The organism is Kaistia algarum (assembly GCF_026343945.1).
Taxonomy (GTDB): domain Bacteria; phylum Pseudomonadota; class Alphaproteobacteria; order Rhizobiales; family Kaistiaceae; genus Kaistia; species Kaistia algarum.
This window is the reverse complement of sequence record NZ_JAPKNJ010000002.1, coordinates 652,413-671,791: the sequence shown is the minus strand read 5'-3', so window position 1 is coordinate 671,791 and position 19,379 is coordinate 652,413. Positions and strand designations below refer to the sequence as shown.

The 19,379-nt window shown below is 63.1% G+C and carries 16 protein-coding genes; 9 read left to right on the top strand and 7 right to left on the bottom strand.

The features are described 5' to 3' along the window. Positions 1–334: 334 nt before the first annotated feature. Positions 335–463, top strand: a complete 129-nt coding sequence (locus OSH05_RS16385; RefSeq protein WP_266352605.1) for a hypothetical protein — start codon at positions 335–337, stop codon at positions 461–463. Positions 464–475: 12 nt separating this feature from the next. On the opposite strand, the gene OSH05_RS16380 is transcribed toward OSH05_RS16385, so the two are convergent. Further along, complete coding sequence (locus OSH05_RS16380) at positions 476–1,342, bottom strand: LOG family protein (protein WP_407660403.1); 867 nt, start codon at positions 1,340–1,342, stop codon at positions 476–478. Positions 1,343–1,862: 520 nt separating this feature from the next. Between OSH05_RS16380 and OSH05_RS16375 the strand changes: the two genes are divergently transcribed. After that, a complete protein-coding gene (locus OSH05_RS16375; protein WP_104219135.1) occupies positions 1,863–3,812 on the top strand; it encodes an O-fucosyltransferase family protein in 1,950 nt (649 codons plus the stop codon). A 58-nt stretch (positions 3,813–3,870) separates the two neighbouring features. Here OSH05_RS16375 and uvrA read toward each other — a convergent pair whose 3' ends face one another. Next, positions 3,871–6,801 carry an excinuclease ABC subunit UvrA gene (uvrA, locus tag OSH05_RS16370; RefSeq protein ID WP_104219134.1) on the bottom strand — a complete coding sequence of 977 codons (2,931 nt, stop codon included), beginning with the start codon at positions 6,799–6,801 and terminating at the stop codon, positions 3,871–3,873. A gap of 278 nt (positions 6,802–7,079) precedes the next feature. Here uvrA and OSH05_RS16365 point away from each other — a divergent pair, with 278 nt between their 5' ends. Genes OSH05_RS16365 through OSH05_RS16350 form a run of 4 tightly spaced genes read left to right on the top strand, consistent with a single transcriptional unit; the run spans position 7,080 to position 10,627 of the window. Next, a complete protein-coding gene (locus tag OSH05_RS16365; RefSeq protein ID WP_104219133.1) occupies positions 7,080–7,583 on the top strand; it encodes a single-stranded DNA-binding protein in 504 nt (167 codons plus the stop codon). Positions 7,584–7,608: 25 nt separating this feature from the next. Continuing rightward, on the top strand, positions 7,609–8,166 hold the full coding sequence (locus OSH05_RS16360; protein WP_104219132.1) for a mismatch-specific DNA-glycosylase: 558 nt from the start codon (positions 7,609–7,611) through the stop codon (positions 8,164–8,166). Between the two features lie 50 nt (positions 8,167–8,216). Further along, positions 8,217–10,214, top strand: a complete 1,998-nt coding sequence (locus tag OSH05_RS16355) for a tetratricopeptide repeat protein (RefSeq protein ID WP_104219131.1) — start codon at positions 8,217–8,219, stop codon at positions 10,212–10,214. Continuing rightward, positions 10,211–10,627, top strand: a complete 417-nt coding sequence (locus OSH05_RS16350) for a DUF2306 domain-containing protein (RefSeq protein ID WP_104219130.1) — start codon at positions 10,211–10,213, stop codon at positions 10,625–10,627. Before OSH05_RS16355 ends, OSH05_RS16350 begins: the two co-directional genes overlap by 4 nt. A gap of 25 nt (positions 10,628–10,652) precedes the next feature. On the opposite strand, the gene OSH05_RS16345 is transcribed toward OSH05_RS16350, so the two are convergent. The 4 genes from OSH05_RS16345 to OSH05_RS16330 form a co-directional block, all read right to left on the bottom strand. Then, positions 10,653–10,973, bottom strand: a complete 321-nt coding sequence (locus OSH05_RS16345) for a hypothetical protein (protein ID WP_104219129.1) — start codon at positions 10,971–10,973, stop codon at positions 10,653–10,655. Between the two features lie 61 nt (positions 10,974–11,034). After that, positions 11,035–11,685: a MarC family protein gene (locus tag OSH05_RS16340; protein WP_104219128.1), complete on the bottom strand. Its 651-nt coding sequence runs from the start codon at positions 11,683–11,685 to the stop codon at positions 11,035–11,037. 56 nt (positions 11,686–11,741) lie between these two features. Next, positions 11,742–13,226: a hypothetical protein gene (locus OSH05_RS16335; protein ID WP_104219127.1), complete on the bottom strand. Its 1,485-nt coding sequence runs from the start codon at positions 13,224–13,226 to the stop codon at positions 11,742–11,744. Then, complete coding sequence (locus OSH05_RS16330; RefSeq protein ID WP_165801583.1) at positions 13,201–14,625, bottom strand: MBOAT family O-acyltransferase; 1,425 nt, start codon at positions 14,623–14,625, stop codon at positions 13,201–13,203. The genes OSH05_RS16335 and OSH05_RS16330 overlap by 26 nt, the downstream gene beginning before the upstream one ends. A gap of 350 nt (positions 14,626–14,975) precedes the next feature. Here OSH05_RS16330 and gyrA point away from each other — a divergent pair, with 350 nt between their 5' ends. Then, on the top strand, positions 14,976–17,639 hold the full coding sequence (gene gyrA / locus OSH05_RS16325; RefSeq protein WP_407660411.1) for a DNA gyrase subunit A: 2,664 nt from the start codon (positions 14,976–14,978) through the stop codon (positions 17,637–17,639). 177 nt (positions 17,640–17,816) lie between these two features. Here the strand turns inward: gyrA and OSH05_RS16320 are convergent, their stop codons facing one another. Then, positions 17,817–18,044 (bottom strand): hypothetical protein, encoded by a 228-nt coding sequence (locus tag OSH05_RS16320; protein WP_104219124.1) that lies wholly within the window; start codon positions 18,042–18,044, stop codon positions 17,817–17,819. A 187-nt stretch (positions 18,045–18,231) separates the two neighbouring features. Here OSH05_RS16320 and coaD point away from each other — a divergent pair, with 187 nt between their 5' ends. Together coaD and OSH05_RS16310 are read left to right on the top strand one after the other, a co-directional pair. Beyond that, positions 18,232–18,726, top strand: a complete 495-nt coding sequence (gene coaD / locus OSH05_RS16315) for a pantetheine-phosphate adenylyltransferase (protein ID WP_104219123.1) — start codon at positions 18,232–18,234, stop codon at positions 18,724–18,726. 64 nt (positions 18,727–18,790) lie between these two features. Beyond that, complete coding sequence (locus OSH05_RS16310; protein ID WP_104219122.1) at positions 18,791–19,315, top strand: peptidylprolyl isomerase; 525 nt, start codon at positions 18,791–18,793, stop codon at positions 19,313–19,315. Positions 19,316–19,379 lie beyond the last annotated feature (64 nt).

Here is a 19,379-nt window from a genome sequence, read left to right as displayed (position 1 = left end):
GGCAATCGCACCCTCGCCGGTCGCTGTATGGAGTCAATGTTGCTAGATTAGCTCCATCGACTCGTCGGATCTGACGTCGGCGGGAACCAAGGTTGTTCTTTGAGATTGTACGTTCATGAACCATCCTCGCGTCTGCGCCCTCGCCATACTCGCCTTTGCGACCCTTGCCGGTTGCCAGTCTGCTCCTCCCATGCAGGTCTCGGCTCCAGTCGGTAGCCCCAACTTGCAGGAGGAGCCGCTGCGTTGGGTACGGACCGATGGCCAGAGTGGCCGCACCAATCCGGCTCTCGCTGATCAGTTCGCGGCGGACAGCGCTGCTTGCGGAGTTCCGCCAATGACGACGGCAACAAATGCGGCGCTACGGGTGTCGGAATCCTGCATGTCGCAGCGTGGTTATGTCCTGGTGCCGGCTTCGCAGGCAGCGGCGACGGCTGAACAATATCGTCGGCAGGCGGGTTACTGAGCTACCCCGCCTTCAGTCGATCGCCGGAACGGCTGAGGTCGGATCGTCATGCTCCCCCCGATGGCGGCCAACGCCGCCGGCTTCTAGTTCTTTCCATACCGCCTCCGCGTCGTCGGCGAAGGAAAAGAGCGACAGATCCTGGTGGTCGATCATGCCTTCTTCGACCAGGGCATCGAAGCCGATCGCTCGGGTCCAATAGTCCCTGTCGACCAGGACGACCGGGATCGGCGGCGATTTGCCGGTCTGGCGTAGCGTCAGCAGCTCGAATAATTCGTCGAATGTGCCGAAGCCACCTGGGAACACGATCAGCGCATTGGCCCGCATGGCGAGGTGCATCTTGCGCATCGCGAAGTAGTGGAAGCGGAAGGTCAGTTCGGGCGTCGTCCAGGGATTGGGCGCCTGCTCATGCGGCAGCGTTATGTTGAAGCCGATGGATGGCGCGCCGGCCTCAAACGCGCCTCGATTGGCCGCCGCCATGATGCCCGGTCCGCCGCCCGTGGCGATCACATTGTCCCGAAAGCCCCCATGATCCGCCGTCGCCCCGCCACGTTCCGAGACGATGCGGCCCACTTTCCGCGCTTCGTCATACCAGGCGCCGCGCCGGCCGGGCGCGCCCTCGTCGCTGCGGGCCGAGCCGAAGACGACGACTGTCGAGCGGATGGCGTGAAGGCGCAGGACTTCCTCGGCCTTGGCGTATTCCAACAGGAACCGGACACCGCGCATGGAATCGCCCAGTAGGAAGTCCGGGTCGAGGGCTGGCACACGATAGGAAGGTGAGGTGAGTTGGGCCGAATTGAGGGGATATGTTTTCTGCAACGTTGGCCTTTCCTCGACCGTGTCGATACCGCGAATGGCGACGATGCGGCGTTCGTGTACCAAGTCAATCTCACAGCGTTGAGCGGATCGATGATGCGGTGCTGGCGCCGCCGGGATTGTCGTTTGCCGGGTCAGCGGCTATTCTAACTAGCAGAGTCGGGTTTTATCTTGAAAGCCGGGCTTTTGTGTGGGGTTCGTTGGGGCACGAACCTCGCCACAAGGTAGCAGCCGGCGGTCGATCTAGGGTCGGTCGTTGATATTGGGTCTAAAGGCGCGGAATCTAATCCTGCTTTTTCGAATGGATCCTGAACGGTCTCGGGACCGTGGGATCTCGTGTCTTCGTCACCGGCGAAGATTGCAAGTCACTTGGCGATTCGAATGAGCGGATGCTACGCGCCGAAGGGAACAGTCATGTTTCTTTTCAACGAAGCCGCCGGCTGGGCCGACAGGCTGGCTGGCGAAGTGCATTCAATTTCGAATTCTGGATCGTCGGTCCCCGTCATGGGCAAAGTTGCCTCGGGATATCCAAGACCGGAGTTCGTCAGTTTTCCCCGGGCCGCCGAGTTCCGGATGTCAACCGACCATGCCCGCCTTGTCTCTGTCCGTTAGTCCGCTGGCCCAGCGGCCGATCGTCGTCGCACGGCGCTGGGACGGCCTTGGTGGACGGTTGAACGCCGTCATCAATGGCTATGCGCTGGCGCAGGTGCTGGACGCCGATTTTCGTTTCGCCTGGCCTGCGGGCGACAGCGGTACGGGCACGGCCGAAGCCATTTTCTCGCCAGAGTTCCTCGCCACGCACCGCCTTGACGAGGCCGCGCTCAATGGCTGCGAGATGCTGACGGATCCGACCGATTGGTCGATCGGCCGGGCGAAGGACGAGTTGCGCAAGGCGGGCGATCGTGCCGCCAAGATGGGTGGCCGAGCCGCCATCGAGGTTTCGGAATATGCAGCGACGCTCGGCTTCCGCGATGAGCATCACGCGGCGGCCACGGCGAGATTCGGGCAGGCGGTCCGCCAGATCGGCTGGAACCCCGTCATTATCGACCTGCTCACGACAATGGCTGCCGGCTTTCCGATTGGGCGATATGCGGCGATCCATGTTCGGGCCGGCGATATTGTCGAAGGCGACTGGCGCCAGTTCCTGCCGATGGAGAAGTACACGCCGCGCGCCCTCGTCGAGCGGGCCATTGAGCGGCTCCTAGCCGGCGGCGCGGACCATGTTCTCGTCCTTTCGGATAATCTCGACTACGCGGCGTTCCTCCGGCAGCAATATGACCGTGTGCGTCGCCCTCAGGAGTTGATCGCAGATTATGACGGCCTCGCGCCAGTTCAGCGTGCGCTGGTCGACATGTGGATGCTGTCGCATGGAACCTATGTTCTCGGCCCGACGACCAGCGCGTTCAGTCGCCTGGCGGCGAATGTATCGGGAGTGCCGCTGCGAGGTACGCACGAGATGTTCGGCCGCGAGGAGACCGGTAGCGTATTGCGCAGCGCCATTGAGTGCGACCTGGAGCGCAGCGACCTACCGGTTTTCATGAGACGGATGCTCGTTCGTGACATTCTCTGGTATCTGGGGATTTTCGGCGACAAGGTTCAGTTTGGCGACAGGACGCAGCTGGTCGAGAGAGCCGTCGCGCTGGAGCCGGATTTCTGCGGCGCGCTCAACAGTCTCGCCGCCGTCCAGGCTTTTCGCGGCGACCGGATTGGAGCGCGGACGACCTCGCTGAGGGCGCTTGCCGCCGCGGGCGGTGCGCAGCGTCACGACGACCCGACCGTGGAGAGCCTCGTCACCGCGATCAGCGACGACGTGCTCGGGGAGGCTATGGGCGAGAAGCCGAGCTGGACCGAGCGGCTACCGTTCCTGTCCAAAAAGCGTCAGGACACTCTGGATATTGAGCCGGTCCTTCGCGATCTCCGGCAACGACTGCAGCACTGTGAGAGGCTTCATCCGTTCCAGATCCACCATCAGGATGTGCTGTTCAATCTGGACTTTCAGATCTCGGCGCTTGCATGGCTCGGGCGGCTCGCCGGGCGATCGCGCGATGCGGCGCAGGCATCGTTGCGCACACGCGACGATGAGCTTCTGTTCGATGTCAGTTGGCGCCTGCCGGGCCTTCTGGCCCTCTCGGCGCCGGGGGGGTATCCCCACGTCCTACGCAATATCGAGACGGTTTCGATCCGTCTGTCAAAGGCGATCGGCGACGCTGTTTCCGCGCGCGGCAAGACGCTCGACCATCTCGCCTATTGCTATGCCGAGCGCGCCTATGTCTCGCCCTCGGGCCTCCGATGGATCCATGGCTGGGCCCATGATCCCGACGAGCACGGCCGAACGGCCTTCGCCTATGCGTTGGAGGGGAAAATCGTCTCGGGCGGCGTTGCCTATATTAAGCGGCAGGACGTGGTCACGGCGCTGAAAGATCCTTCTGCTCTGCTCAGTGAATTCGCCTTCCCGGTGCCGGTTGATGCCCCGGACGAGTTCGGAGAGCTGCAATCGGGAATTTCCCTGCGGCGCAAGGCGAAGTCGGCGCGGTAGTGGACCTGGCGCAACCGGAATTCCCGTTGCCCCAGGGTCCTTCGCAGTGTCGAGTTGACTATTCCGCTGCCTGGCTGCCCTGTGCGTGGCTACGCGGATGTATGCCACGCGCGAGCACCGGCTTCAGGAAGCGGCCCGTATAGCTGGCCGCCACCTTGGCGATGTCCTCCGGCCGGCCCTCCGCCACGATCTCGCCGCCGCCATCGCCGCCCTCCGGACCTAAGTCGATGATCCAGTCGGCCGTCTTGATCACTTCGAGATTGTGCTCGATCACCACGACGGTGTTGCCTTGGTCGACGAGGCTGTGCAGCACCTCCAGGAGCTTGGCGACGTCGTGGAAGTGTAGCCCGGTCGTCGGCTCGTCCAGGATATAGAGCGTCTTGCCGGTGGCGCGGCGGGAGAGCTCCTTCCCGAGCTTGACGCGCTGCGCCTCGCCGCCGGAAAGCGTCGTCGCCTGTTGGCCGACCTTGACATAGCCGAGACCCACCTCGTCGAGCGTCTCCATCTTGTCGCGGATCGCCGGCACCGCCTGGAAGAACTCGCGCGCCTCCTCGACGGTCATGTCGAGCACGTCGGCGATCGACTTGCCCTTGAACTTCACATCCAGCGTCTCGCGGCTGTAGCGCTTGCCCTTGCAAACCTCGCAGGTGACATAAACGTCCGGCAGGAAGTGCATCTCGATCTTGATGACGCCGTCGCCCTGGCAGGCCTCGCAGCGCCCGCCCTTGACGTTGAACGAGAATCGCCCCGGCCCATAACCGCGCGCCTTCGCTTCCGGCAGGCCCGAGAACCATTCGCGGATCGGCGTGAACGCGCCGGTATAGGTTGCCGGGTTGGAGCGCGGTGTGCGTCCGATCGGCGACTGGTCGATATCGATGATCTTGTCGATGAACTCGAGCCCCTCGATCCGGTCATGATCGGCCGGATGGATATGGGCGCCATTGAGCCGCCGCGCGACGGCCGCATAGAGCGTATCGATCAGGAAGGTCGACTTGCCGCCACCGGAAACGCCGGTGATGCAGGTGAAAGTACCGAGCGGGATATCCGCCGAGACATTCTTCAGATTGTTGCCGCGCGCGCCGACGACGCGGATCTTCTTCGTCTTGGAAATCGGCCGGCGCTTCTCAGGTATCTCGACGGCCAGTTCGCCTGAAAGATAGCGCCCCGTCAGCGACGCCGGATTGGCCATGATCTCGGCCGGCGTGCCCTTGGCGACGATCTCGCCGCCGTGAATGCCCGCCGCCGGGCCGACGTCGACCACATAGTCGGCGGTCAGGATCGCGTCCTCGTCATGCTCGACGACCAGCACCGTATTGCCGATGTCGCGCAGATGCCTAAGCGTTTCCAGCAGCCGTTCATTGTCGCGCTGATGCAGGCCGATCGACGGCTCGTCGAGCACATAAAGCACGCCCGTCAGCCCGGAGCCGATCTGCGAGGCGAGGCGGATGCGCTGGCTCTCGCCGCCGGATAGCGTGCCGGAATTGCGCGACATCATCAGATAGTCGAGACCGACATCGACCAGAAAGGAGAGGCGCTCACGGATCTCCTTGAGGATCCGCACCGCGATTTCGTTCTGCTTGTCGTTCAGTTCGCCCGGCAATGTGCCGAACCAGGCGGCAGCATGTCGGATCGACATCTCGGAGATCTGGGCGATGTGCTTGCCGGCGATCTTGACCGCCAGCGCCTCCGGCTTCAGCCGCGCGCCGCCACAGGCCTTGCATGGCGTCGCGCCCTGATAGCGCTCGATCTCCTCGCGGGCCCAGTTCGACTCGGTCTCGCGCCAGCGCCGCTCCAGATTGGTGACGACGCCCTCGAAGGACTTCTTCGTCTTGTAGGCGCGCGTGCCATCATTATAGACGAACTCGACCTCCTGCTTGCCGGTGCCATAGAGGATCGCGTTGCGTCCTGCCTCCGGAATCTCGTCCCAGGGGTCGGTCATCGCAAAGTCGAAATGGCGGGCGATCGCCTCCAGCGTTTGCACATAATAGGGCGAGGAAGACTTCGCCCAAGGCGCGACGGCGCCTTGCTTTAGCGTCAGCGAGCCATCCGGCACGACGAGGTCGGGATCGATCTTCTTCTCCGAGCCGAGCCCGTCGCATTCCGGGCAGGCGCCGAAGGGATTGTTGAACGAAAAGAGGCGCGGCTCGATCTCGGCGATGGTGAAGCCGGAAACGGGACAGGCGAACTTCTCCGAGAACAGGACGCGGCGCTCATTGCCCTTTTCGTCCTTTTCATCGGCGAACTCGGCAACCGCTATGCCCTCGGCCAGTTCCAGCGCCGTCTGGAACGAATCCGCCAGCCGCGCGGCGATATCGCCGCGCACCACGATGCGGTCGACGACGACGTCAATGTCGTGCTTGAGCTTCTTGTCGAGCGCAGGCGCCTCGTCGATCTCGAAGAACACGCCGTCCAGCTTGATGCGCTGGAAGCCCTTCTTCTGCAACTCCGCCAGTTCCTTTTTGTACTCGCCCTTGCGGCCGCGGATCATCGGCGCGAGCAGAAATAGACGCGTCCCCTCCGGCAGGGCCAGCACGCGGTCGACCATCTGGCTGACCGTCTGGCTCTCGATCGGCAGGCCTGTTGCCGGCGAATAGGGAATGCCGACGCGCGCAAACAGGAGGCGCATATAGTCGTAGATCTCGGTGACCGTGCCGACCGTCGAACGCGGGTTCTTCGACGTCGTCTTCTGCTCGATCGAGATCGCGGGCGAGAGGCCGTCGATCTGGTCGACATCCGGCTTCTGCATCATCTCCAGAAACTGGCGCGCATAGGCCGACAGGCTCTCGACATAGCGCCTCTGGCCTTCCGCATAGATCGTATCGAAGGCAAGCGACGATTTTCCGGATCCCGAGAGCCCGGTCAGTACGACGAGCTTGTCGCGCGGGATATCGATATCGATGTTCTTGAGATTATGCTCGCGCGCACCGCGGATCGATATGTACTTGCCCGTGGCGGCGCCCGGGCGCGGTGCGTCGGTGTCGTGAACCATGTGACCAATCCGTCGGAGAGCTGCCGGCACGATGGCCGACACGCCAATTTAGGCAATCGAGCCGCTGAAACAAGAAGCGGCACCGCAAGAGCGCCGCCCTTGGAGCGCATCGAACGACAACGTCATCGAATCTAGAAAGCCATGTTGCCAGATCGTTTGGACTTGTCTAGAACAAAAAGAGAACATGAGGCCGTTTCGATGTGGACAAGCCCGATTGCGCCGGGCCGTGACGGTCGTTTCGGTTTATCCTACCGGGAAAGTGAGAGAAGGAAGCCAACATGGCCGGCAGCGTCAACAAGGTAATTCTGGTCGGCAATCTCGGCCGCGACCCGGAGGTGCGCCGGTCGCAGTCCGGCGATCCGATCGTCAATTTGAACATCGCGACGTCGGAGAGCTGGCGCGACAAGGCCAGCGGCGAGCGCAAGGAAAAGACCGAGTGGCACCGTGTGGTGATCTTCAACGAGAATCTCGCCAAGATTGCCGAGCAATATCTGAAGAAGGGCTCGAAGGTTTATATCGAGGGCCAGTTGCAGACGCGCAAATGGCAGGACCAGTCCGGCCAGGAGAAGTTCACCACCGAGATCGTCCTGCAGCGTTTCCGTGGCGAGTTGACCTTGCTCGATGGCCGCTCGGGCGGGGGCGAGGCGGGTGACTACGGCGCCGGTAGCGGCGGCGAATTCGGCCGTTCCAGCCCGATGGAAAGCCCACGCGGCGGCGCCCGTCAGCCCGCCCCGGCCTCCAGCTCCTTCGGCGCCGATCTCGACGACGACATCCCGTTCTAGGCGTTCCAGACCGGCGTTGCGTTCCATGCCGATCCTTCCCGATATTCTCGCCCCCGACCTTGATGTCGTGTTCTGTGGAACGGGGGCGGGGGCTTGGTCGGCCCGGGTGGGGGCCTATTATGGAAAGCCCGGCAACAAGTTCTGGCCGACGCTTCATGAAGTCGGCCTGACGCCGCGACGGTTGCAGCCGGCCGAGTTTCGCGAGGTACTCGGCTTCGGCATCGGTTTGACCGATGTTGCTAAGGAGCATGTCGGGCAGGACGATGCGATCGATCTGTCGCGCGTCGACGCCGCCGCGCTGCATGAGAAGATCGGCATTTATCGGCCGCTTCTTCTTGCCTTTACCTCGAAACGCGCGGCGAGCCTTGCGCTCGGCCGGCCGACAGGCACCATCCCCTATGGCGAGCAGGTTGAGCGAATCGGGGCTAGCCGCCTGCATGTCCTCACTTCGCCCTCCGGCGCGGCGGGCTCCTACTGGTCGCTGGACCCCTGGCTCGGCCTGGCTGCTGCGGTGCGTGCCGGCCGGACGATTGAGGCTGCCCGGCGGTTGCAGAGCGTTGATCTTGAACGGGTAAATGTCTAAGAGCCTGCGGTGTTCCGGCGTATTCGGGCCGGGGAGGGGACGCGCGAACCATGAGCAACCCAGCATCGTCGCTCCAGGCGACCTTCGCCAAGGCGGTCGGCGCCTATAATGCCGGCCAGCTTGCGGAGGCGGAGCGCAATTGCCGGCTGGTTCTCTCCGCCCGGCCAAACGTCTTCGATGCGCGCTATCTTCTTGCTCTGATCCAGGCTGGGCTCGGCCAGCACAAGCAGGCCGTCGAGAGCTTCGACAAGGCGTTGTCTATGAAGCCGGGCGTGCCGGAACTCCTCAGTGCCAAGGCGACGAGCCTGCAGCAGCTCGGCCGCCATGCCGATGCCGTAGCGGCCTATGACAAGGCGCTGGCGGCCAACCCGAAATTCGCCGAAGGCTATTTCAATCGCGGCACGGCGCTGGAGTCGCTCGGGCGGCATGAGGAGGCGCTGGCGAGCTATGAGCGGGCCATTGCCGTCCGGCCGAACTTCGCCGAGGCCTATAATAATCGCGGCATCCGCCTGCAGGAGCTCGGCCGCTTCGACGACGCGATGGCGAGCTTCGACAAGGCGCTCGCCTTTGCGCCACGGCATGTCGCTTTCCTCCACAACAAGGGCCGACTGCTGCGCGTTCTTGGGCGCCAGGTTGAGGCGATCGCCTTCTACGATCGCGCCGTCGCCTCCGGCGCTGCCTTTCCCGAGCTATGGATCAGCCGCGCCGTGGCGTTGCAGGATCTCGGCCGCACGGAGGAGGCGCTGGCGAGTTTCGATCGCGCCATCGCGCTGCGTCCGGACGATGTCGGCATTCTCGCAAGCCGTGCGAGCACGGAGATTGTCGCCGGCCGACCGGCGGACGCCCTAGCGACGTTGGATCGAGCCAGCGGCAAGCCGGCGCTTTCGGCCGAATATCACGCCCTGCGCGGCAACGCGCTTTATGAGCTCGATCGCTATGACGAGGCGGTCGACGCTTATGACCGGGCCCTCGCGCTGGCGCCGAACCATGCCGGCGCGCGCACCGACCGCGCCAATGCACTGCGGCTCGTCGGTCGGCAGGCGGAGGCGCTGCGGGACTATTCAGCCGCGTTGCGGATCGATCCGGCTTCGGACGAGGCGATCTATGGCCGCGGCACGCTGCTGCTCTCGCTGGGGCGCTTTCAGGAGGGCTGGCCCGATTTCGAGCGCCGCCGCGCCATGGGCGGCTGGGAGAAGCGCGAGTTCTCGACGCCGGAATGGGACGGGTCGGAAGTCTTCGGCCGGACGCTGCTGGTCCATGCCGAGCAAGGCCTCGGCGACACCATCCAGTTCAGCCGCTTCGTCAAGCTGCTGCAGGGCAGGGGCGGCAAGGTCATTCTCGAAGTACAGCCGCCGCTGCGGGCCATTCTGTCTAGCCTCGGCAATGTCACCGTCGTCGGACGCGCCGAAAAGGTGCCGCTGCATGACATGCATGTGCCGGTGATGAGCCTGCCTTACATGCTGCATGCCGGCTCGGATGTCGCTCCAGGTGGCGTTCCGTACCTGACTGCCGATCCGAAGCGGGTCGAGGCATGGCGGGATCGCCTGCCTCCCGGGCGGCTGCGCATCGGCATCGCCTGGCAGGGCAATCCGAATGCCAAGGTCGACCGCGTCCGATCCGTGCCGCTGCGCGCCTTCGCTCCGCTAGCCGCGTTGCCGGATGTGACGCTGATCAGCCTGCAGAAGGGCCATGGACTCGAACAACTCGCCGATCTGCCTGCGGTAATGCGGGTCGAGACGCTGCCGGATGATTTCGCGACCGGGCCGGATTCCTTCATGGATACGGCGGCCGTGATGATGAACCTCGATCTGATCGTCTCGATCGACTCGGCCGTGACGCATCTGGCCGGCGCGCTTGGTCGTCCGGTCTTCGTCGCGCTCAAGCATTCGCCGGAATGGCGGTGGATGGAGGGGCGCGAGGATTCGCCCTGGTATCCGACGGCGCGGCTTTTCCTGCAAAAGCGGGATGGCGAGTGGGACGAGGTGCTGGAGCGGATCGCCGCCGCGGCCGCGGAGCGCTTTGCCGGAGGCCAAGGAACTCTCGCGTGACACTGGCGCCGCTTCTGGCCGCGGGACCGGTAATCCAGTTGCACGCTTTCTCGGCTATTGCCGCCTTCGCGCTGGGGCTCGTTCAACTCCTGGCGCCGAAGGGAACGCTGCCGCACCGCTCGCTCGGCTTTATCTGGGTGGCGCTGATGGTCGTGGTGGCCGGATCATCCTTCTTCATTCACACGATGCGGTCCTGGGGCGACTGGAGCCCGATTCACATCCTGTCGGTTGTGACCCTGGTGGCCCTTCCGGGCGCCGTTGCCCATGCCCGCGGCCACCGCGTTGCCGCGCATAAGCGTGCCATGACGATGATCTTTGCCGGCGCGCTGGTGATCGCCGGCTTCTTCACCTTCATGCCAGGCCGGATCATGCACGAAGTCGCCTTCGGCGTGGCCGTGCCGGCCGCGCCATAGTCTGTCATCCGAGATCCGTACGCCTTCAGTTCTGGGCAACCACGCGGAAGATGCTCCAGCGCGACGTTCCCGACACAACATAGGGCTCGAGTTTTTTGCCCCATTCGGCATGGGCCGGAATCTTGGCGATCGCCTCGAAGAAGGTTTCGAGTTCGGCCAGGCTCTCCACCGCGATGTTGTTTTCGATGGTGGCCTCCAGAGCGCCGATGGAGCCTGTGCTGATTACCGAGCGCTTCATGTCGATGCCGGCTTTCGAACCGATATCGCGCTCCCATTCCTTCATCAATTCGATCGCCTGTTGCTTGTGGCCGAAGCGGGCGTCGATCTGCCAGCGTGCGATGAACATGATTGTTCCTCCCGCCGCCGGTTTCGGCGGCAGCGAAGTCTAGCACCGAATGCCCCGTTGCTTAAGGCTGCGTCGCCGCCTTGGCGATCGCGACCACGCCGTCGGCGACGAACTGCACGGATAGGGCGGCGAGCAGCACACCGAGCAGGCGCGTCAGGACGATCCGTCCGGTCTCGCCGAGTGCGCGGTCGAGCGGACCGGCGAGCAGGAACACGACGAGGCAGCTTCCGATCAGCGCTGCGATGATGACGAGGAGGCCGATCAGCGCGAGGAGGTTCGGCGCCGACGACGCGGTCAGGATCGTCGCAGAAATCGCGCCGGGTCCCGATATCAGCGGAATCGCGAGCGGGAAGACCGCGATGTGGCGGACGTCTTCGCCGGTCATGGCCTCTTCGCCCAGCGCCCGGTCGGCGGAAGTCTGCTTGCGCTTGTCGCGCCGCTCGAAAACCATCTCGAAGGCGATCCAGAAAAGCAGCAGTCCGCCAGCGATGCGGAAGGCGGAAAGCGAGATGCCGAGGAAATTCAGCAACCCCTGGCCGCCAAGCGCGAAGACGAACAGGATTGCCGCGGCCGTCAACGTCGCACGGAACCCCGTCTGGCGACGCTGTTCCTTCGTCATGCCGCGCGTCAGGCCAACGAAGATTGGCGCGAGGCCGATCGGATCCAGTGTCACGAACAGCGTCACCAGCGCATTCAGCCAATAGTCCGCCACCGCGACCTCCGAGACCGCCTGCTTAGCAAGGCGAGCTTGGCACGCTGTCGATTAGCCTACCAGTCCGCCGCGCCCGCGCTCCAATAGCCATAGGCGCCGCAACTCTCGTCCTTGCGGCGAACCGGGTCGACGCGGTCGGGAGCCACCATCTCGACGACGTAGCACTCGTCCGCATCCTCGGCGAGCAGCTTGTAGTCCTTGCCGTCGCTCTTATACCAGAGCGAGGCAGCGTTGGGGCCCGGCGGCAGGGTAGAAGGATAGGCCCCGCCCTCCGCATGAATCTGGTCGATGGCGGCTTGCAGGCGATGGAGGCGGACGAGATTTCGCTCATAAGGGAAGACCAGCGGTTCCGCCGGTATCCGCAGCCCCTCGACCTTCTCCCGCGCCCGCCGGGCGAGGTCTTTCGGATCCGCCGACGCGAAATCGAATGGATGCTTCTCGATGTCCCGGATGCAGGCGGCGAGGCCGTCCGAATAGATCGCCGAACCCTTGGCATTCAGATGGTAGACGGTGTCGTAGCGGTACTGCCTGGGCACCACCGCTGCGACCGGATCGCAATAGATGGGAAGCCCCTGCTCGGACGACGCTTTTGCAAGCTTGATCAGACGGTTCCAGTAGCTCTCGTTAAAGATCGAACCGGAATCGTCCTCCAGAATGACGGGCCAGGTCAGGAACATGCTGGCACCTTCGCCGGCGATGATGTCGCGCCAGGTCGTGAGCTGGCGGATACCATAGGGCGATAGGTTGGCGACGATCGGTGTATTGAGTGGCGCCAGTGTCTTCAACAATCGAGGCGGCGTATTGAGGATCAGTTCCTTGTCGCCGTGATCCGTCATCGTCGAATAGTCGTAGGGCCCATAGCCCTTCAGCCCGGGCTCGGCCCGGACTTTCTGCCAGTCGGCGAGAAGTGCCGGATCATCCAGCAGCGGATGGCGTCGCTTGCCTCGAAGCCCGGCCTCGATCTTCTCCCATGCGGCTTCCAGGATCTGCACCGGCGACACGGCGATGAGGATCTCGGGATAGTGCGAGAGCGGGACGGGCTTCATGTAGGCGTAGAAAAAGGCGAGGAAATTCGCCGGCGTCAGGTCGGTAGGGCTTTCGCGGTTGTAGAGTTCGAACTCAAGCGGAACGACGACGCGGTCATTGGTGTCGACATATTCGTTGGCGGCGGACATGAGCAGATCAATGTCGAGACCGGCATGGAGGCCGAGATTGAGCACGGGCTCGCCGATCTCCGTCTGGATTTGCCGGCTGTTGACGCCGAAGAGCGACGCGGACCCACCAATGATCAGGGTCTTCTGCTGATCGGGAGGGAAATTCGCCAGTTCCTCCGTGTAGAAGATCCGCCGCAGATTGATGATGTCGCGCAGCCACCACTCTGCCTTCGACCAGCTGCCAAGCTGGAAGAACACGAGGCCGATATAAGCGGCGAGTGTCAGCACCGCGAACAACGCCATCACGGAAAGATTGCGGCGCGCGCCTGCCTTCAGCGCCGCGCGGCTGAACCGGCTTTTGTCAGAAGCGGAAATAGATGAAGTCATTCGTCGACGTTCCGCCGGTGAAGGTTACGAGCGCCATGCCGAAGAGGATACCGGCGAGGATCGCGGCGCGCAGCGCGATCTTGCGGTCCGGCGAGATCGTTGCGCCGGCGATCATCGTTGCCGTCGGGGCGAGGAAGGCGAGGACGCCGGCAAAGACGACTAGTGCCATCATGCGGTTGAAGGCTGCCCGATCCAGAAACGGCCGGAAGCTGTCGGTGGCGAGGCTCGGCAAATCGACCATCGCCGAAAGGTGCACGCCGGCGTCGCTGAGGTTCGCCGAGCGAAAGAGCACCCAGGTGACGGTCACGAACAGGAAGGTGAGGGGCCAGGCGAAGGATGCCGGCAGGCGTGGCAGGCTGGAGCGCGAATACCAGCGATTGGCCGCCAGCGCGAGGCCGTGCATCAGCCCCCACAGGACGAACCCCCATCCGGCGCCGTGCCAGATGCCGCCGATCAACATGGTGGCCACGAGATTCAGATAGGTCCGTGCGCCACCGCGCCGGTTCCCGCCGAGAGAGATGTACACGTAGTCGCGCAGCCAGTTGGACAGCGTGATATGCCAGCGCCGCCAGAACTCCTGGATCGAATGCGACTTGTAGGGCGAGGCGAAGTTCAGTGGCAGGCGGATGTTGAAAAGCATACCAAGGCCGATCGCCATGTCGCTGTAGCCGGAAAAGTCGAAGTAGATCTGGAACGAATAGGCGAAGGCGGCGAGCCAGGATGTGCCGATGCCGAGTTCCGACTGCATCGCGAAGAATGGTCGGACATAGTTGCCGAGCGGATCGGCGATGAGCACCTTCTTCGCCAGGCCGATCGCGAACAGGGCGCAGCCGAAGCAGATGTTGCGCACGCGCGGCGTGAAAACGCGCTTCAGTTCGATCTGCCGGCTGATCGGCAGGTAGCTCGTGATCGGTCCGGCGATCAGATGGGGGAAGAAGAACAGGAAGAATATGTAGTTGAGGAGGTTCGGACGTTCGATGTTGCGGCGTTTGACGTCGATTAGGAACGCGATCTGCTGAAAGGTGAAGAAGCTGATGGCGAGCGGCAGGTGGCGGAACTCGCCATGCGCGATCTCGCGCCCGAAGGTCGTGTTGATCGTGTCGGTTATGAAATTGAAATATTTGAAATAACCCAGCACGGCGACATCGAAGAGGATGCCTGCGGCCAGAAACAGTCGGGCATAACGGCCGCGCTCGATCGCGCGCGCCAAGGCAAAATTGGCGAGCAGCGACAGCGCCAGGACGATGACGTCCGTGAGACCCGAGACCGTATAGAAGTAGGCCGAAGCGACGATGAGGAAGAGCTTGGCGCCGAAATCGGAATAGACTCCGATCAGATAGGTAACGGCGACAACGACCGGCAGAAACAGAAATATGAATTCGGGAGATGAAAAGAGCATCGACGCCGCGCCGGAATGATATCGAATCTGCTGCCCGTCCAGAACGCGCGGGAACCTCGGACGCGAACGAGATCGACGTTGGGGCGCCATTTTGCATGTCAGCTAGTGGCAGGCAAGCACGGGGGATCGAAGTTTTCACCGCTGCGGCGGCATGGCGCGGGAAAGGTTCGCGGGCTTATCGGCCCTGCGTCGTCTGGTTTCCTTGAACCGCCGCAATGCGGTGCCTATGATGGCGTGAAGAGAAACTGATTCCGGAACATCCCTTGTCCGATACCAACGAGCCGCCTCGCCCCGATGACAAGGGTGACGGCCGGCCATCCGAGTTTGAAGGCATCTCGATCACCGACGAGATGAAGCGCAGCTATCTCGATTATGCGATGAGCGTGATCGTGAGCCGCGCACTACCCGATGCGCGCGACGGCTTGAAGCCTGTGCATCGCCGTATCCTGCATTCGATGAACGAGCAGGGCTACGACTGGAACAAACCTTATCGCAAGTCCGCCCGCATCGTCGGCGACGTGATCGGTAAGTACCATCCGCATGGTGACCAGTCGGTCTATTTTGCCCTCGTCCGCATGGCGCAGGAATTCTCCATGCGCGTCATGCTGGTCGATGGCCAGGGCAATTTCGGGTCGGTCGACGGCGATAGCCCTGCCGCGATGCGGTACACCGAGGTGCGCCTTGCCAAGTCCTCGCGTTCGCTGCTGGACGATATCGACAAGGACACGGTCGACTTCCAGGACAATTACGACGGTTCCGAGCGCGAGCCCGTCGTCCTGCCGGCCCGGTTCCCCAACCTTCTGGTCAACGGTGCGGGCGGCATCGCTGTCGGCATGGCGACCAATATTCCCTCGCACAATCTCGGCGAGGTGATCGACGCCTGCATTGCCTATCTGAACGATCCCGCGATTTCGATCGAAGATCTGATGGAAATTGTGCCGGGGCCGGATTTCCCGACCGGCGGCCTGATTCTCGGTCGGAGCGGCATTCGCTCGGCCTATTCGGAAGGTCGCGGCTCGGTCCTGATGCGCGGCCGCGTGGCCGTCGAGACGATCCGCAAGGAACGTGAAGCACTCGTCATCACCGAGATTCCGTATCAGGTGAACAAGGCGACGATGATCGAGAAGATCGCCGAGCTCGTGCGCGACAAGCGCATCGAAGGCATCTCCGACATCCGCGACGAGAGCGACCGCCAGGGCATGCGCGTCGTGATCGAACTGAAGCGCGACGCCGTTGCCGACGTGGTGCTCAATCAGGTCTACCGGTTCTCGCCGCTGCAGACGTCATTCGGCGTCAACATGGTGGCGCTGACGGGCGGCCGCCCGCAGCTCATGAACCTGAAGGATCTGATCCAGGCCTTCGTCAATTTCCGTGAGGAAGTGGTAGCGCGGCGCACGCGCTTCCTGCTCAACAAGGCTCGCGATCGCGCCCACGTCCTGGTCGGCCTCGGCATTGCCGTCGCCAATATTGACGAGGTCATCTACCTGATCCGTCATGCGCCGGATCCGGGAACCGCCCGCGAGCAGTTGATGGAACGCCATTGGCCGGCGGTCGACATCGCGCCGCTCGTCGCCCTGATCGACGATCCGCGCCACAAACTGGCGGCGGACGGCACTTATCAGCTCTCCGACACGCAGGCGCGCGCCATTCTCGATCTGCGGCTGCAGCGCCTGACCGCCCTCGGGCGAGAGGAAATCGCTGACGAACTGAGCAAGCTGGGTCTCGAGATCGCCGACTATCTGGAGATCCTGCGCTCGCGCGCCCGTATCGTCGGAATCATCCATGATGAGCTCGTCGCGGTGCGCGACGAATTCGCCACGCCCCGCAAGACGGAGATTCTCGACGGCGGAGCCGATTTCGAGGATGAGGACCTGATCCAGCGCGAGGACATGGTCGTCACCGTCAGTCATGAGGGCTACATCAAGCGCGTCCCCCTCGCGACTTACCGGGCGCAGCACCGCGGCGGCAAGGGCAGGGCGGGCATGGCGACGAAGGACGAGGATTTCGTCACACGCCTCTTCGTCACGAATACCCACACGCCGGTCGTCTTCTTCTCCTCGCGCGGCATCGCCTACAAGATGAAGGTCTGGCGGCTGCCTCTGGCCGCACCGCAGGCCCGCGGCAAGTTCCTGAACAATCTGCTGCCGCTCCAGGAAGGCGAGCGGATCACCTCGATCCTGCCCTTGCCGGAAGACGAGGACAGCTGGGATACGCTCGACGTCATGTTCGCGACGACGCGCGGCACGGTTCGTCGCAACAAGCTGTCGGATTTCGTCCAGGTCAACCGCAACGGCAAGATTGCGATGAAGTTCGACGAGGAGGGCGACGCGATCGTCGACGTCCAGCTCTGCTCGGAACATGACGACGTGCTGCTCACCACCGCGGCAGGACAGTGCATACGCTTCGCCGTGACGGATGTCCGCGTGTTCAAGGGCCGGGATTCAACGGGCGTGCGGGGCATACAGCTCTCCGAGGGCGACCAGATCATCTCGATGGCCATCCTGCATCACTTCGATGCGCTGGGCGATGAGCGCTCCGCCTATCTGAAGATGAGCCGCGCCGTGCGTGGCGAGGCCGATGGCGAGGAGACGGCGCCCGAAGCCGACGTCGAGGAAGCGACGAGCGGGGAACTTGCGTCGGCCCGCTATGCCGAGATGAGCGCTGCCGAGCAGTTCGTGTTGACCATCTCCGAGAACGGCTATGGCAAGCGGACCTCGTCCTTCGAGTATCGGATCACCAATCGTGGTGGCAAGGGCATCGTCGCCATGGCCGTCAACGAGCGCAATGGGCGGCTCGTGGCTTCGTTCCCGGTCGAAGACAGCGACCAGATCATGCTGGTAACCGATAGCGGCCAGACGATCCGCATGCCCGTCGGGGGCGACAAGCCGATACGCATCGTCGGCCGCGGCTCGCAGGGCGTCATCGTCTTCAACACCAATGACGACGAGAAGGTCGTCTCTGTCGACCGCCTTAGCGAGGCCGAGACCGAGGCGGAAACGGAAGGCGAGGCCTGATCCGCGCGTGAGGCGTGTGCGGCTCCAAAGCCAAAGAAAAAGCGCCGGCGAATGGCCGGCGCTTCAAAGGTTTTGGGGTGGGAGGTCTTGTCTTGTGGTCAGGGAATTTCAGGACTGAAGTCGAAGGTCTAGGTACTGATCGTTCGTGCACTAAGGCTTTGGGGTGGGGGCCTCGGCCTATTCGATGACTGGAGCTGGTACGCGAATGAGAATGGACTTGCCGTCGGAACGCTTCTCGATCGTGACTTCCGGCGAGCCGCTGCGATCGGCTACCGCGATCAACCGGTCGCTCTTCTTGGCGATCGGATAACGGCCGTCATTATAGGCTGCGGCGCTCGCCAATCCGACGGCAACCGTTGCTGCGATCGATGTCGCGAGGATGGCTGTGTGGAACCACGTGGTCATGGCCGAACTCCGTGTCTTGTTCGGATTGAACTTGGACACAAACTGCGTTAGCGACTATGAACGACTTCACAACGCGTCGTTCGTTCATTGTACAGGTGGTTAATCAATGCCTCTCTTGCCAGATGGTTCCACCTTCGCCCCGCATCAACTCCGGTAACACTTTCGCGATACGGCGCATCCATCCCGCATGACTCGCACGGCCTTCTTCCCCGGATCCTTCGACCCGCTCACCAACGGCCACATCGAAATGATCCGTTTTGCCTTGGCGCTTGCCGACCATGTCATCGTGGCGATCGGCGTCCATCCTGGCAAGACGCCGCTGTTCACCTTTGAGGAACGTGTGGCGATGATCCGTGAGGTTGTAGGAGAGGTGGCCGGCGATGCGGAGCGGATAGAGATCGTCGCCTTCGAGGGGCTGACGGTCGATGCGGCGCGCAAGCATGGCGCGGGAACGATCGTGCGAGGCCTGCGCGATGGGACGGATTTCGACTATGAGATGCAGCTCGCCGGCATGAATGGCCGGCTTGAGCCCTCGATCCGCACCGTCTTTCTGCCGGCCTCGCCCGAGACGCGGCCGATCACGGCGACGCTGGTTCGGCAGATCGCGAAGCTAGGCGGCGACGTCTCGCTTTTCGTTCCGCCGACGGTCGCCCGAAAGCTGACACAAAAATTCGCTTCCTGATGCCGCCGCGACTGGGCGGCCAGCCATCCATCCGGAGATTTCCTTGACTCGAATCCTTGGTCTGATGGCGGCGCTCGCCGCCTTCCTCTTCGTCGCCGCGCCGGTTCAAGCGGCGAACGAGAAGCTCGATCCCGAGAATACGATCTATCTCGACCTGAAGGACGGCCGCGTCGTCATCAAGCTGCGTCCCGATCTCGCACCCAAGCACGTGGCGCAGATCAAGAAGCTGACGCGCGAGGGCTTCTATAACGGCCTCGTTTTCCACCGCGTCATCGATGGCTTCATGGCGCAGACGGGCGACCCAACCGGTACTGGCGCTGGCGGCTCCAACGAGCCGGATATCGCCGCGGAGTTTTCCAAGGCGCATTTTGATCGCGGCACGCTCGGCATGGCGCGCGCTTCCGACCCCGATTCCGCCAATTCGCAGTTCTTCATCATGTTCGCCGATGGCGGCTTCCTGGACGGCCAGTACACGGTCTGGGGCGAGGTCGTGAGCGGCATGGAATATGTCGACAAGATCAAGCGCGGCGAGCCGCCGTCGGACCCCGACAAGATCATCAAGATGCAGCTCGCCGCCGACGCCAAATAGGCCGACCCCAACCAGCCGCTGCCGGCATCTGCCGGCACAAACGATACAATCGAAAAGGAGAATA